At 44.7% G+C, this 13,866-nt stretch carries 18 protein-coding genes; all 18 read left to right on the top strand.

From position 1 onward, the window contains the following. The first annotated feature begins 63 nt into the window (after window positions 1-63). The 18 genes from pgeF to ybeY all read left to right on the top strand — a co-directional run bounded on the left by pgeF (window position 64) and on the right by ybeY (window position 13,723). Window positions 64-768, top strand: coding sequence for a peptidoglycan editing factor PgeF (pgeF, locus tag V7L97_RS08620; protein ID WP_333655098.1), 705 nt, complete (start codon window positions 64-66; stop codon window positions 766-768). Between the two features lie 53 nt (window positions 769-821). Beyond that, a complete protein-coding gene (locus V7L97_RS08615; RefSeq protein WP_333655096.1) occupies window positions 822-1,271 on the top strand; it encodes a CBS domain-containing protein in 450 nt (149 codons plus the stop codon). Window positions 1,272-1,479: 208 nt separating this feature from the next. Then, window positions 1,480-1,935 (top strand): tRNA (adenosine(37)-N6)-threonylcarbamoyltransferase complex ATPase subunit type 1 TsaE, encoded by a 456-nt coding sequence (tsaE, locus tag V7L97_RS08610; protein WP_333655093.1) that lies wholly within the window; start codon window positions 1,480-1,482, stop codon window positions 1,933-1,935. Next, entirely contained in the window at window positions 1,910-2,761 is an 852-nt protein-coding gene (locus V7L97_RS08605) for an NAD(+)/NADH kinase (RefSeq protein WP_333655091.1), read from the top strand. The genes tsaE and V7L97_RS08605 overlap by 26 nt, the downstream gene beginning before the upstream one ends. Before the next feature lie 224 nt (window positions 2,762-2,985). Beyond that, window positions 2,986-3,738, top strand: a complete 753-nt coding sequence (locus V7L97_RS08600) for a uracil-DNA glycosylase (RefSeq protein WP_333655090.1) — start codon at window positions 2,986-2,988, stop codon at window positions 3,736-3,738. A gap of 32 nt (window positions 3,739-3,770) precedes the next feature. Continuing rightward, window positions 3,771-4,265 (top strand): HIT family protein, encoded by a 495-nt coding sequence (locus tag V7L97_RS08595; RefSeq protein WP_333655088.1) that lies wholly within the window; start codon window positions 3,771-3,773, stop codon window positions 4,263-4,265. A gap of 54 nt (window positions 4,266-4,319) precedes the next feature. Then, on the top strand, window positions 4,320-4,904 hold the full coding sequence (locus tag V7L97_RS08590) for a D-sedoheptulose-7-phosphate isomerase (RefSeq protein WP_333655086.1): 585 nt from the start codon (window positions 4,320-4,322) through the stop codon (window positions 4,902-4,904). Window positions 4,905-4,908: 4 nt separating this feature from the next. Continuing rightward, entirely contained in the window at window positions 4,909-5,400 is a 492-nt protein-coding gene (ruvC, locus tag V7L97_RS08585; protein WP_333655083.1) for a crossover junction endodeoxyribonuclease RuvC, read from the top strand. Window positions 5,401-5,446: 46 nt separating this feature from the next. Then, entirely contained in the window at window positions 5,447-6,034 is a 588-nt protein-coding gene (gene ruvA / locus V7L97_RS08580; protein ID WP_333655081.1) for a Holliday junction branch migration protein RuvA, read from the top strand. A gap of 37 nt (window positions 6,035-6,071) precedes the next feature. Beyond that, a complete protein-coding gene (gene ruvB, locus V7L97_RS08575) occupies window positions 6,072-7,094 on the top strand; it encodes a Holliday junction branch migration DNA helicase RuvB (protein ID WP_333655079.1) in 1,023 nt (340 codons plus the stop codon). Window positions 7,095-7,096: 2 nt separating this feature from the next. After that, complete coding sequence (locus tag V7L97_RS08570) at window positions 7,097-7,639, top strand: epoxyqueuosine reductase QueH (protein ID WP_333655078.1); 543 nt, start codon at window positions 7,097-7,099, stop codon at window positions 7,637-7,639. After that, the gene (locus tag V7L97_RS08565) at window positions 7,623-7,850 is read left to right on the top strand and encodes a DUF2905 domain-containing protein (protein WP_442891793.1); all 228 of its coding nucleotides are present in this window, start codon (window positions 7,623-7,625) and stop codon (window positions 7,848-7,850) included. Before V7L97_RS08570 ends, V7L97_RS08565 begins: the two co-directional genes overlap by 17 nt. Window positions 7,851-7,854: 4 nt before the next feature. Continuing rightward, the gene (locus tag V7L97_RS08560; RefSeq protein WP_333655076.1) at window positions 7,855-8,856 is read left to right on the top strand and encodes a SpoIID/LytB domain-containing protein; all 1,002 of its coding nucleotides are present in this window, start codon (window positions 7,855-7,857) and stop codon (window positions 8,854-8,856) included. After that, window positions 8,843-9,886 (top strand): tRNA preQ1(34) S-adenosylmethionine ribosyltransferase-isomerase QueA, encoded by a 1,044-nt coding sequence (gene queA, locus V7L97_RS08555; RefSeq protein ID WP_333655074.1) that lies wholly within the window; start codon window positions 8,843-8,845, stop codon window positions 9,884-9,886. The genes V7L97_RS08560 and queA overlap by 14 nt, the downstream gene beginning before the upstream one ends. Then, window positions 9,883-10,659 (top strand): SPOR domain-containing protein, encoded by a 777-nt coding sequence (locus V7L97_RS08550; RefSeq protein ID WP_333655073.1) that lies wholly within the window; start codon window positions 9,883-9,885, stop codon window positions 10,657-10,659. Before queA ends, V7L97_RS08550 begins: the two co-directional genes overlap by 4 nt. A gap of 71 nt (window positions 10,660-10,730) precedes the next feature. Next, complete coding sequence (locus V7L97_RS08545; RefSeq protein WP_333655071.1) at window positions 10,731-11,714, top strand: PhoH family protein; 984 nt, start codon at window positions 10,731-10,733, stop codon at window positions 11,712-11,714. Next, window positions 11,683-13,353 carry an HD family phosphohydrolase gene (locus V7L97_RS08540; RefSeq protein ID WP_333655069.1) on the top strand — a complete coding sequence of 557 codons (1,671 nt, stop codon included), beginning with the start codon at window positions 11,683-11,685 and terminating at the stop codon, window positions 13,351-13,353. The genes V7L97_RS08545 and V7L97_RS08540 overlap by 32 nt, the downstream gene beginning before the upstream one ends. Next, complete coding sequence (ybeY, locus tag V7L97_RS08535; RefSeq protein ID WP_333655068.1) at window positions 13,256-13,723, top strand: rRNA maturation RNase YbeY; 468 nt, start codon at window positions 13,256-13,258, stop codon at window positions 13,721-13,723. The genes V7L97_RS08540 and ybeY overlap by 98 nt, the downstream gene beginning before the upstream one ends. Window positions 13,724-13,866 lie beyond the last annotated feature (143 nt).

Raw genomic sequence — 13,866 nt, 5'->3', positions numbered from 1 at the left:
ACATACAGAACTGCTGAGCAAGGTTGAGGAGGCAATGGCAAGATGAGCCATGAGCCATGAGCTATGAGCTATGAGCCAATAATTACCCCTTCTATCTTTAGTGGATTCCCTGTAAAGGCCTTTTTCACAACAAAGACATCGGGCAGCGATAAGGATGCTGTTTCAAAGATAGCCGGCATTGCATCGAATAGTATATATCTTCCCATCCAGAAACACACAGACAAGGTCTTAATAGTGGATTATGATGTTGAACCGAAAATAGCAGATGCTGTTATTACCAACAGGAAAGACATCTTGATTGGAGTTCAGGTTGCAGACTGCGTGCCTATTCTTTTATATGATATGCAAAAGAATGTTGTTGGAGCCGTCCATGCAGGATGGCGGGGGACTGCAGAAGAGATTCTGAAGAAGACTATAAAGGCAATGATGGATAGATTTTGCTCAATACCGTCTGATATAGTGATTGCTATAGGTCCCGGCATAAGGTGGTGCTGTTACGAGGTTGGTTACGAAGTAATAGAGGCAGTTGAGAAAGTGACGAGTTATGTCCCCGCTCCAAAGTCAAAAGACTACATAATTAAAAAGGGTGAGAAATACTGTCTTGATTTACCGACTGCAAATAAATATCAGGCACTTTCTTTAGGTGTCTCATTAGAAAATATATGGATGTCTGATGAATGCACATTCTGCCTCCCTGAAAAATATTATTCATACAGGTATGCAAAGGGAACAACCGGGAGGCAGTGCGGATTTATAGGGATTGTCTGATACGGCTTTGTGGTTTATAATAAATGCACAGAAGATAACTCAAAGGAGATACTATGCTAAAAGCAAAAGACATAATGACGCGCGATGTTATAACAGTCAAACCAACCACCACCATAGAAGAGATGGCACGGATATTTATAGAAAAGAAAGTCAGCGGTGCGCCTGTGGTGGATGACAATGGTGATGTAATAGGCATTGTTACCGAAAATGATCTCATAAGCCAGAATAAAAGGCTGCATATTCCGACTGTTGTGCGGCTGTTTGACGCCTTTATAATGCTCGAGAGCCCGAGCAGGATAGAAAAGGAAATCAAAAAGATGGCTGCGGTTACAGTGTCCGATATATGCGTCAGGGATGTCATAACAGTTACGGAAGACACCACCGTGGAAGACATAGCCACGATAATGTCTGAGAAGAAGGTGCATCTTATTCCTGTTGTTGAGGGCAAAAAGGTTCGCGGCATAATCGGCAAGATGGATATAATCAAAGGGATGGTGAAATAGCTGATGCCTAAGTTAAGCGATTTTATATGTCAGGCACTGCTCAAAGACTTTAAAAAGTGTTGATTCAAGTGTATATGAGAGATAATAAATGCGTTATCCATCAAGTATCCAATGTAGTAGATGACGGATACAAGATAAATGAATTTAGCAGTGCGTGGTTTAAAGTCTTTTCGCAGCACCTGACATATATTTTTAGATTAGAGTCGCTATGAACCATGCACTGAGGATTATTACTACATCGCCATCGGAGACAGAGGGATTGGGACTTAAACTTGGAAGGTTTTTAAAGGCAGGTGGTGGAGCCACTGTCTGTCTTTATGGAGACCTTGGCGCAGGCAAAACTACATTAATCAAGGGAATTGCATCGGCTTTCGGCATTCCTGAAAGGGATATCGGCAGTGCAAGCTTTGTCATAGTAGCAGAATACGAGACCACTCCCCCTTTTTATCACATAGACCTTTACAGGGTTGAGCGGGAAGATGACATCGATAATCTGGGCATATGGGAATATATAGGATCGGGTGGAATTGCCGTAGTCGAGTGGGCCGAAAGGCTTTCCGAACTTCCTGAAGACGCAATTAAAGGAAGGATGAATTATGTTGACGAAAATTCGAGAGAGATAATTATAGAAGGGATAAATGAAAAAGATTGGCATAATATGTAAGATTGGAAGACCCGAGCCGGTCGAGATATTGAAGGAGTTTCTCCCGTGGCTGAGGAATAAGGGCTATGAGGTGTTTCTGGACATAGAAACAGCAGGGCTCCTTAATATGGAGGGCTATTCGAGGTCACAGATACCCTCGATGGCAGATGTGATTATAGTCCTCGGCGGTGACGGGACAATGCTGGGTGTTGCGCGCCTTGTCGGCGATAGAGGGGTTCCAATACTCGGCGTCAACCTCGGAGGGCTCGGTTTTATCACAGAGGTGAACAGGGACGAGATATTCGAGGCCGTGGAAAAGGCGCTTGCAGGCAGATGCTCCATAGAAGAGCGGATAATGCTGACCGCTGCTGTACATCGTCATGGAGAAAGGATTGCCGATTTTGTAGTCTTAAACGATGTCGTCATCAATAAAGGGGCGCTTGCACGGATTATAGACCTCGAAACGTACATCAACAATTCCTATGTAACAACCTTTAAGGCTGACGGTCTGATCATTTCGACACCAACTGGATCAACGGCATATTCCCTGTCAGCCGGCGGTCCTATACTATATCCTACATTGAACAGCATTGTCCTTACGCCTATATGCCCGCATACCCTTACGAACAGGCCCATTGTCCTTCCCGATGATTTCACCATCGAGATCATAATGAGATCGGAAAGCGAAGACGTCTTTCTTACTCTTGACGGGCAGGCTGGGTTTTCACTGAGGAAGAACGACGCCATCGAGGTGAAAAAATCGAAATTCACGACAAAGCTCCTCATGCCATGCGAGCGTGATTATTTTCAGGTCCTAAGAACAAAGCTCAAATGGGGTGAGAGATAAGGATATTAATACATAAGTTGAGCTATGTTATATGTCAGGCACTGCTCAAAGACTTTAAAAAGTGTTGATTCAAGTGTATATGAGAGATAATAAATGCGTTATCCATCAAGTATCCAATGTAGTAGATGACGGATACAAGATAAATGAATTTAGCAGTGCGTGGTTTAAAGTCTTTTCGCAGCACCTGACATATATTTCCAAACTTAGAATCGCTCAATTTGGGTATGAACAAGATTGACAGCTTGAAAATAGTTCTTGAGTTTTATAAAGAACTCGGCTTTGAGAGACTGCCGCTTAATTACAGCAGTCAGCAGTCAGCAGTCAGCAATCAGGGCGTTAAACGAGCTGAACCCTTTGAACGAATTACTACTGTAGGCGGTTCAGGCCGTTCAAGAAGTTCAAATAGTCACAAAGAGGCTTTACTCAAGGCGATTCGCGATGAAATCGGCGACTGCCAGAGGTGCAAGCTTTCCATGGGAAGGACGCATATCGTCTTTGGCGAGGGCAATGCGAATGCAAAAATAATGTTTATCGGAGAGGGCCCTGGAAGGGAAGAAGACCTGCAGGCACGGCCTTTTGTAGGCGATGCAGGACAGCTTTTGACAAGACTCATCGAGAGGATGGGCTTTAAGAGGGAGGATGTGTATATTGCGAATATCGTAAAATGCAGACCGCCCATGAACAGGGATCCGCAGGATGACGAGATATCTACATGTTTCCCTTTTCTTGATAAGCAGATCGATATAATATCTCCTGAAGTAATAGTGTCCCTTGGAAAAATATCAGCATACACGCTCATGGGAGTTAAAGGCCCTATAAGCAAATTCTCCATTACAAAGGTCCGTGGAAGGTTTTATGAGTATAAGGGGATTCCTGTGATGCCAACATTCCATCCGGCGTATCTTTTAAGAAATCCAAAGGACAAATGGCTTACATGGGAGGATGCGCAGGCGGTGCTGAAGAAGTTAAGTAAATGAGTTATCAATGACTTATTGACTCTGGAGGTTTTATGAAGACATTATGGGCGCCATGGAGGATGGAGTATATACTTTCGGAAAAGGATAAGGAGTGTCTTTTCTGCGTAAGACATAAGGAGAATAACGACAGGGATAACCTTATTCTTCATAGGTCAGAACATGTCTATGTGATCATGAATAAGTATCCTTATAACAATGGTCACCTCATGGTCGTTCCCTATTTCCATACATCCTCATTTGACGGACTTCCTGATACTGCTCTTTCAGAGCTTATGAAGATTACAAAGTATTCTGTGGAGTGTCTTAGAAAAGCCCTTAATCCTGAAGGCTTTAATATAGGCATTAACTTCGGAGAGGTTGCAGGTGCAGGAATCGAGGAACATATGCATATCCATATTGTCCCACGGTGGGCAGGGGATGCGAGCTTCATGACAGTGCTCGGCGAAGTGAGGGTTATACCAGAGCATATACTTGAGACCTATGACAAGCTCCATCCTGTTTTTAATGCCCTTGAAAATTTACGATAAATTTACGTTAGCTCTCCTTTGACTATGGAGTTTTACCTTTAGTAGACTAATCGCATGGAAAGAAAGATAATCAAGGCATTTGAAGACAGCATAAACATAAAGGGGAAATTCGTTAAGGAAAACGCATCGCTTATCGCAGAGGTATCAAAACTGATAGCCGATGCATTTAATGACGGCAAAAAAGTTCTCCTTTTCGGCAACGGCGGAAGCGCCTGCGATGCATCCCACATTGCAGCAGAGTTTGTTAACCGCTTTAAAAAGGACAGGCCCGGCTTGCCTGCTATTGCATTGAATACGGACATGGCGGTGCTCACATCCATATCAAATGATTATGACTACTCGGAAATCTTTGCGCGACAGGTCAAGACATTATCAGAGCCCGGAGATATTGTCATAGCCATAAGCACAAGCGGGAGCTCAAAGAATATCCTTAAGGCAGTTGATGCGGCAAAGAAAAAGGGCTTAAAGACCATTGCCCTTACCGGGTTAAAAGGCGATAAGTTCGCTTCCAAAAGTGATTATGCCTTTGTTGTGCCTTCCGATGATACCCCGCGCATTCAGGAGACCCATATAACGCTCGGGCATGTCTTATGCCAGATGGTGGAAGAGATACTCTTTGAAGCACCGAGAAAAAGATGAAGGGATGAGAATCCTCGGAATCGATCCCGGAAGTATAAACTGTGGGTATGGACTAATTCGATACCCCAAAACTCCAAAACTCCAATATATTTCTTCAGGCAGGATAGTGCTGCCTGCAAGCAAGTCTCTTCACGCAAGACTGAAGGAACTCTACATATCCCTTGCGGATGTGATTGCTGAATATAAGCCCGATGAAATAGTGATCGAAAAGATATTTTTTGCAAAAGGCACCAAGACTGCCCTCAGCCTCGGGCATACAAGGGGAGTGGTGCTCCTTGCTGCTTCCTTAACCGGCCTCTCTATTTATGAGTACAGCGCCCTTGAGGTGAAGAAGGCAGTAGTGGGTTACGGCAGGGCTGATAAGAATCAGGTGCAGAAGATGGTAAGGGAAATATTAAACATTAAGCATTCATTATCTCCGGACAGCGCAGATGCCCTTGCATTGGCAATCTGTCATGCGAATAGTAAACAGCTAATTTGCGATAAGCATAGCTGACTTTCGCTTCAGGTTCTATTTTTAGCTGCTGACTACTGGCTGCTGTTTGCTGTATACTAATGTTGTGATTGCATCGCTGCGTGGAAAACTGATTTCAAAAAGGCCGGAGAGCCTGACAGTAGATGTGGGAGGCGTCGGTTACAGTGTTCAGGTGCCTTTAACGCTGCTTTCATCCCTTCCTGAAGAAAACAGAGATGTCTTTCTGTACATATACACACATGTGAGAGAGGGTGCCATACAGCTTTATGGCTTTCAGGCAGAGGATGAGAAAAGGATATTCACCACGCTCATAGGCATATCAGGAATAGGGCCGAAGGTAGCATTAAATATACTCTCAACTATTCCGCCGGATAATTTTCACAATGCAATAAATTCCGAGGATGTGGACGTCCTCTGCAGGGTGCCTGGACTCGGCAAGAAGACAGCCCACAGGTTAATCCTTGAGCTGAAGGGAAAGCTTCCATCCATTAAAGAAAAGAAAGACACTATTTATGACGACACCCTGTCCGCACTCGTAAACCTCGGCTATAAAAAGAACATTGCCCATGATGCCCTTGAAAAGGCATACAATAACGGCTACAGGGATATTGAAAGTTTACTCAGGGAGTCATTAAAATACCTTACAAAAGAGTGACTGAATGGAGTATTGGAGTGATGGAGTAATAGAATAGATGAGAATAGAGGACAACGAACTAAGTCCGCTTTCTCCTGAAGTAAGCCAGGAGGAGCTGACATATGAAATAAACCTCAGACCCCGCTCCCTCGATGAATTTATAGGGCAGGAGCGGATCAAGGAAAACCTTAAGGTATTTATTGCCGCAGCACGCCTCAGAAAGGAACCCCTCGACCATGTGCTTTTCTGCGGCCCTCCCGGGCTTGGAAAGACTACCCTTGCCACAATAATAGCCAATGAACTTATGGTGAACATAAAGACCACATCAGGCCCTGTTCTTGAAAGACCGGGTGACCTGGCTGCCATACTCACCAATCTCTCTGACAGGGATATCCTGTTTATAGATGAAATCCACAGATTGCCCCGAATTGTGGAAGAGGTGCTGTATCCGGCAATGGAGGATTATAAGCTCGACATAATCATCGGGCAGGGGCCAAATGCAAGGACGCTGAAATTAAATCTCCCGAGATTTACCCTTATAGGCGCAACAACGAGGACAGGACTTCTGACATCGCCATTAAGGGACAGGTTCGGAGTCATATGCAGGCTCGAGTTTTATAATCCTGAAGAGTTGAAGGAGATAGTAAACCGCTCTGCCCATCTGCTCGAGATAGAGATAAAGGGCGACGCTGCTATAGAGATCGCAAAGAGGTCCCGCGGCACACCAAGGATTGCAAACAGACTTTTAAAACGGGTGAGGGATTTTGCACAGGTAAAGGGCGACGGAATCATCGATATGAATATAACAAAGGATGCACTTCATGCCTTAAATGTGGATGTCCTCGGCCTCGACGAGATAGACAGGAAGCTCATTCTCACAATAATAGAAAAATTCAGCGGAGGTCCTGCAGGGATAGATGCCATTGCTGCATCTTTAAGGGAAGACAGGGAGACGATAGAGGATGTGTATGAGCCTTATCTCTTGCAGGAAGGCTTAATCGAAAGGACCTCAAGGGGGAGGCTTGCCACAAGGCTGGCTTATGAGCATTTGGGGAAGAGTCTGCCGCAGGGATTGTTTTAGAAGTGAAACTGCTGATGCATATATGTTGTGCGCCTTGCTCGTTATATCCACTTGCAGTTGTGAGAGACAGGGGCATTGAAGTAAGCGGACTGTGGTTCAATCCAAACATACATCCATTTACCGAATATAAAAACCGTTTTGATTCTGTAAAAAAACTCGAATCGCTCTGGGATCTGGATATTGAATATAAGGATGAATACGGATTGAAGGGGTTTTTGAGGAATATTATCGGAAGAGAAGATAATCGATGCGAATATTGCTACACGGTCAGATTGGAGGAGACTGCTAAAAAGGCCAGAGATATTAATGCCGATGCCTTTACTACATCTTTATTGGTGAGCCCTTACCAAAAATTTGATATGATTATGGATATAGGCAGGATGATGCAGGAACGGTATTCCGTGGAGTTTTTTATCGAGGACTTCAGAGAGGGATTTAATAAAGGCAGGAGGATGTCAAAGGATATGGATCTCTATAGGCAGAAGTATTGCGGGTGCATATATTCGGAAATGGAGCGATATGGACGGAATTCAGCACATAGGTAAGTTTTTAATAATCTTAGGTGTTGTCATTGCTGCCATAGGTGGTCTGTTGATGCTTTCAGGAAAGATTACATGGCTTGGCCAGTACTTAGGAAGATTGCCCGGAGATATAATCATACAAAGAAAAAACTTCACGTTTTATTTCCCTCTGGCAACAAGCATACTCATAAGCCTTTTATTTACACTTATATTCTGGATTATAGGGAGGAGATGAGACGATGAGAATATGGAGTATTCGTGTTGCTGTCTTTGTGCTGTTTATTGCCTATTGCCTATTGCCTATTGCCTCATTCGCCGAGACCACCATAAGGGTATTGCTTGTTGACGGCAAGAATACAAAGCTTCCCAAAAAGGACGAAAAGATTGAGAGGTTCGACAATGCAAAGGGAGAAGTGCTTTTGAGCGGACTGAAGTATTCAGGTTCTATAGAGGTGTGGAAAGGGGACAACGGTCTTTACATTGTAAATGAAATACCCATTGAGGATTATATAAAGGGCGTTGTCGCCGGAGAGGTGGGAAATAGCTGGGATATAGAGGCGCTGAAGGCACAGGCTGTTGTGGCGAGGACTTATGCCCTTTATCAAAAGCTGAATAGCGGTAAAATGCCTTATCATCTGACATCGTCCGTTCTTCATCAGGTCTATAAGGGCGGCAATATACCCGAGAATATAGCAAAGGCAGTGAATGATACGAGGGGCGAAATATTGACATATGAAGGCAAGCCGATAATCGCATACTATCATTCCACAAGCGGCGGCATGACAGAAGACCCTGCCGAGGTGTTTGGAAAGAGCTATCCATATTTGAAGCCAGTGGAGACGAGCTGCGAACTATCTCCTTATTTTATGTGGGAGAAACGCATACCTGTGTCCGAAATTGAGCGGGCATCAAATGTGACAGGCGTAAAAGAGATTATGATAGATGATCTGACGGTTTCCAACCGTGTGAGGAATTTTAGGATTATTACAGAGAACGGTGAACATAAAATTCCCGCCAAGGAATTAAGGAAGAGCCTCGGCTGGGACAGACTGCCGAGCACCATGATAATAAATATCGCAAAGGACGAGGATTTCTACATATTCAAGGGCAGGGGCTACGGACATGGTGTCGGGATGTGCCAGTGGAGTGCCCTCGATATGGCAAAGAAGGGAATGAGTTACAGGGATATATTGTCTAAGTTTTATCCGGGGACTGTCATAGAGTTACATGAGAACCGCTGACTTTGATTTTTACCTGCCAAAGGATTTAATTGCATTAAGACCTTCGGAGAAACGGGATAATTCGAAGCTCCTCGTCCTGCACAGGGATGGAAGCATCGAGCACAGGAGGTTTTTTGATATTGCCGAATACCTGAAGGAAGGGGATATGCTTATACTTAACAACACAAAGGTATTCCCTGCAAGGATTATTGCAACAAAACCTTCAGGCGGGAAGATTGATGTTCTGCTTATTAAGGATACAAATAAGGATGGTACATGGGAGATAATGTGCAGGGGCAGGTTTAATGGCATGGTAACAATTGGTGATGGGGTTAAGGCAGAGGTGTGGACAGAAGAAGTCAAGAGTCAGGAGTCAAAAAAGTTTTTAAGGTTTTTGAATATAGAGCCATCAATGGTTAATGATGTTCTCTGGCAGTATGGCCGTATGCCTTTGCCCCCATACATAAACCGCATGCCTGACGATGCAGATAAACAGAGATACCAGACCGTTTATGCAGAACATCAGGGGTCGATTGCTGCCCCAACTGCAGGCCTCCATTTTACCGAAGAGCTTCTCAATAAAATAAAAGATAAAGGTGTATCTGTTGAGGCATTGACACTTCATGTAGGTATTGGTACATTTAGACCTATAAAGGCAGAGTACTTAGAAGATCACAGAATGGATTCAGAATATTTTGAGATAAAATCATCTCTGGCGAATAAAATACAGAAGACAAAAGAGTCCGGCTGCAGGCTTATAACAGTAGGGACAACAACAACAAGGGCGTTGGAGGGTTTTATGAGCGGTCTGTTTCAGAGACTCAGCTCTGTAAATGGTTCTGTGCGTGGATACACGGATATCTTTATATACCCGGGATATAAATTTAGGGCAGTGGACAGCCTTATAACCAATTTCCATCTCCCGCGTTCCACTCCGCTGATGCTTGTATCTGCGTTGAGCGATTTCAAGAAAATATTACATGCTTACAAGGAGGCAATTGCCATGGGTTATAGATTTTTTTCCTATGGTGATGCTATGCTCATTTTATGAGGGTTAGAGGACCGGAAAGATCGTCCATTTTGCTCCTCGGCAGAAGCACCGTGATTATCGGCGCCACTGTCATAACTGTCCTGAGTTTTGGCCTTGGATACTTCTGGGGATACAAGGGGAGTGACGTTTCCCAGACAGAGGACGAGGTTAAAAAAGATACAGAACAGAAGGTGATTATTCCTCCTGAGGACAAAAGGGTGCTGGAGACTACTTCAACCACTCCAAAGGAGGCTCCTATAGCACCTTCTATAAAGCCTCCTGAGTTCCCTCAGGAGACCACGCCTCAAAAATCAGCAGAGCCTGAAAAGGAGTTGCCCAAGGAGCAGAAAACTGCTGAGAGCAAAGCAGGTAAAAGCCATGGGGTAGAGATTGCAGAGGGCAGGGGTGAGCAGGCAGAGAAGGATTCCTCAGAGGTGAAAGGGCCTGAAGTAAAGGCCGAAACAAAGGCCAAAACAAAGGAGAATACGCCTGCTGCCAATAAAGAAAAAAATACAGCAAAGAGTGCAGTAAAAAAGAATGCATTTCCAAAAACATCAAAGTCCGTAAAACTTTATGCTATACAGTTTGGGGCATTCCCTGATAAAGAAGGGGCTGAGCAGCTCCGGCAAAGCCTGAGCTCAAAGGGTATTAAGGCATACATTGTCAGCAGGACCGAAAGCGATCCCTACTTCAGGGTAAGGGTAGGAACTTATAAAACCAAGAGAGAGGCTGATCTGGCAGCAGTATCACTGCAGAAGAGAACAGGAATGCAGAATTTTGTAACGGCAAAATAAGACAGGTAAAGGTAGAGGTAGAGGTAAAGAAAAAAATATCTTTGCCTTTGCCTTTGCCTCTACCTGTAGTTATGGAGGCATTTACGAGAACTATAGAGATCGAACTGGACGAAGAAAGGGAATATCCTTTTCTTCACGGCGGAATAGACAAGACCCTGAAGGTTATAGAAAATTCCCTCAGGGTTGCTATCAGTGTCAGGGGCAATAAACTCCTCATTCAGGGGGATGACGGAAACGTTGACAGGGCGGAGAAGGTAATCCAGGAAATATGGGAGGTAAATAAAAACGGATACCTTCTAAAGCCCGAAGATATAAGCTATGCCATTAAATCCCTGTCAGAAGGCAAAGAGGTCTCTGTAAGGGATCTTTTTAAGGGCAATATCCCTGTTTCTTCAAAGAAGAGATTTATAATCCCGAAGACAGAAACACAGAGGCAATATATAGACTCGATAAACGAGTACGATATAATCTTCGGCATCGGACCTGCCGGCACCGGCAAGACGTACCTTGCAATGGCAATGGCCATCAATGCCTTTCTCACAAAACAGGTATCGAGGATCGTCCTTGTAAGACCCGCTGTCGAGGCAGGCGAGAAATTAGGTTTCCTGCCGGGCGATATAGCGGAAAAGGTCAGCCCTTATCTCAGGCCGCTGTATGATGCCCTCTTTGACATGATGGAGATAGACAAGGCATCAAAGCTGATAGAACGGGGCATTATCGAGATAGCACCCCTTGCATTTATGAGGGGAAGGACATTAAACGATTCCTTTGTGATCCTTGACGAGGCACAGAACACAACGTCGGAACAGATGAAGATGTACCTGACAAGGCTCGGCTTCGGCTCAAAGACGGTAATCACAGGCGATATAACACAGATAGACCTTCCAGCCGGCAGGATGTCAGGGCTTGTCGAGGCATTAAAGATACTCAAAGACGTGGAAGATATAAAGATAGTATACTTTTCCGAAAGAGATGTTGTCAGACACAGGCTCGTCCAGGAGATTGTAAGGGCATACGAAAGGTATGAAAAACGGGACCCAGAAGAGCAGCAGTAAGGGCCTCCAGAAAGCCTTTGAAGCAAAGGATATCTGGAGCAGGCTCAAGGAATACATGGGAAGGCATAGGGACGATATATACAAGATTATTGTCCTGATAGCCCTCGGTCTTATCGCTGCCCTGATAATTCAGGAAAAGATAGGTATCGATCGCTTTGCCGGCAGCTTTCTTATAGCAGCAGTAATCCTGTTCATCGTCTATAAAGACATAAGGCGTTATAAGCCAGGTTACCTGAGGGATTACAAGATGCTGCTCCTTTTAGGCCTCCTTGTGACAGGCACGCTCCTGCTTGGAAGGGTATATGAATACTTGCTGTCAGGACTTCACAGGGGGCTTGCCTTTCCCGATGGCAACGCCTTTATCTACGGCATACCTATCCCCATAGGAGCCATGCTCGTAAAACTCATATTTGACTTCCACACATCCATAATATTTTCATTTGCCATAAGCCTTTTGGCAGGAATATGGCTCAATGATCCTCTCTATACGGCTTATGTTTTTATCGGAAGTTTAACCGCCGCATTCGGGGTGGCGAGGTGCAAAAGGCGCTCGGCTCTTATAAAAGGCGGCATGTATGTAAGTGTTGTAAATGTTGCTACTGCCGGCATCATCCTGCTCCTCAACGGGAACCTTATCTCCCAGATGTCGCCTTCTGCTTTCCTGTTTGCTGCCCTGTCCGGAATTATGGTCTCTGCAACGGTCTCCATAATATTGCCTGTTATCGAATATATTTTCGGAATAACAACCGATATAAGCCTTGTGGAGCTGCTCGACCTCGATCAGCCATTAATGCGCAATCTCATGATAACTGCTCCAGGAACATATCACCACAGCGTTATTGTCGGAAACCTTGCCGAGGCAGCGGCAGAGGCCGTGGATGCCAATCCCCTCCTTGCGAGGGTAACGGCCTATTATCACGACATCGGCAAGATAAAGATGCCCGAGTATTTTGTGGAAAACCAGACAACTACTGCAAGCAAGCACGATAAACTGACCCCTCATATGAGCAGCATGATATTAATATCTCATGTGAAAGAGGGTGTTGAGCTTGCAAAACAATACAAGCTGCCTAAACTGATTACAGACATCATACAGCAGCATCACGGCACAAGTCTTATAGCATATTTTTATCAAAAGGCTATAGAGCAGGCCGCAGACGTATCCCATGAGAATTATCGGTATCCCGGACCCAAACCGCAGACAAGGGTAGCAGCCCTTGTCATGATGGCCGATGCAGTCGAGGCAGCTTCCCGTGCGCTTACAGACCCCACACCTGCAAGGATTTCAGCCCTTGTGGACAGGATAATAAACAATATCTTCCTTGACGGGCAGATAGATGAGTGCGAGCTTACCTTGAAGGATATCTCGGAAATCAAGAAGCGCTTTACCTATATCCTGACCAGCATCTTCCACAGGAGGATAGAATATCCCGAGCTTGATATAAAGGGCCTGCGCAATCCCGAAAAAACAACCTTTGAAGCCGGCATCCACAAAAACCCTGCAGAAAGGGGTTCTTTTGTGATGTCATTATTACAGAACAATGGAAATAACAATAAGAAACAACCAAAGACTGATAAGGATAAACCAGCGCCGCATAGAGAGCATCCTGAAAAAAGTCCTGAAACATCTAACCCTTAATCACCGCAGATACAGTTTTATCGAGTCTGCCGAGATAAGCGTGCTCTTTGTAAATGACAGGAAGATGAGGGAACTGAATCTGCAGTATCGCGGGAAAGATAAAACTACCGATGTCCTGTCGTTCCCGCAAATTGAACAGTTCAAACAGTTTAAACGGTTTGAACTGTTAACTTCTCTCGGCGATATTGTTATTAACCTTCCCCAGGCAAAAAGGCAGGCGAAGGAACACGGGCTGACCCTTTATAATGAGATCGCATGGCTTCTAATTCATGGAGCCCTCCACCTGCTCGGATATGACCATGAGAAGAATAAATACCAGGCAAGGAAGATGAGGGAGATGGAAAAAGAATTGCTTGGAGTGTTGGAGTAGTGGAGTATTGGAGCGCTGATTCAGCAAGTAAGGGGACTGTCCCACGGGACCGTCCCCGTTCCTTAATTTGAATACCCTGTGGTCTGTCTTGGCTAAATCCAGTATCATCAGTTCGTTTCCTTTGTCTTGAATCCTGCTATTGA

The sequence above is a fragment of the Dissulfurispira sp. genome (genome assembly GCF_036745535.1).
Taxonomy (GTDB): Bacteria; Nitrospirota; Thermodesulfovibrionia; order Thermodesulfovibrionales; family Dissulfurispiraceae; genus Dissulfurispira.
Note: the sequence above shows the minus strand (reverse complement) of the source record. Positions and strands in the feature narration are given on the sequence as shown.

Coding starts and splice junctions, on each gene's coding strand:
- ybeY (WP_333655068.1), top strand. CDS start 13,256: ATGGAAATAACAATAAGAAACAACCAAAGACTGATAAGGATAAACCAG.
- V7L97_RS08615 (WP_333655096.1), top strand. CDS start 822: ATGCTAAAAGCAAAAGACATAATGACGCGCGATGTTATAACAGTCAAA.
- ruvB (WP_333655079.1), top strand. CDS start 6,072: ATGAGAATAGAGGACAACGAACTAAGTCCGCTTTCTCCTGAAGTAAGC.
- V7L97_RS08605 (WP_333655091.1), top strand. CDS start 1,910: ATGAAAAAGATTGGCATAATATGTAAGATTGGAAGACCCGAGCCGGTC.
- V7L97_RS08590 (WP_333655086.1), top strand. CDS start 4,320: ATGGAAAGAAAGATAATCAAGGCATTTGAAGACAGCATAAACATAAAG.
- V7L97_RS08550 (WP_333655073.1), top strand. CDS start 9,883: ATGAGGGTTAGAGGACCGGAAAGATCGTCCATTTTGCTCCTCGGCAGA.
- V7L97_RS08545 (WP_333655071.1), top strand. CDS start 10,731: ATGGAGGCATTTACGAGAACTATAGAGATCGAACTGGACGAAGAAAGG.
- queA (WP_333655074.1), top strand. CDS start 8,843: ATGAGAACCGCTGACTTTGATTTTTACCTGCCAAAGGATTTAATTGCA.
- V7L97_RS08595 (WP_333655088.1), top strand. CDS start 3,771: ATGAAGACATTATGGGCGCCATGGAGGATGGAGTATATACTTTCGGAA.
- tsaE (WP_333655093.1), top strand. CDS start 1,480: ATGAACCATGCACTGAGGATTATTACTACATCGCCATCGGAGACAGAG.
- V7L97_RS08560 (WP_333655076.1), top strand. CDS start 7,855: ATGAGAATATGGAGTATTCGTGTTGCTGTCTTTGTGCTGTTTATTGCC.
- ruvC (WP_333655083.1), top strand. CDS start 4,909: ATGAGAATCCTCGGAATCGATCCCGGAAGTATAAACTGTGGGTATGGA.
- pgeF (WP_333655098.1), top strand. CDS start 64: ATGAGCTATGAGCCAATAATTACCCCTTCTATCTTTAGTGGATTCCCT.
- V7L97_RS08600 (WP_333655090.1), top strand. CDS start 2,986: ATGAACAAGATTGACAGCTTGAAAATAGTTCTTGAGTTTTATAAAGAA.
- V7L97_RS08540 (WP_333655069.1), top strand. CDS start 11,683: ATGAAAAACGGGACCCAGAAGAGCAGCAGTAAGGGCCTCCAGAAAGCC.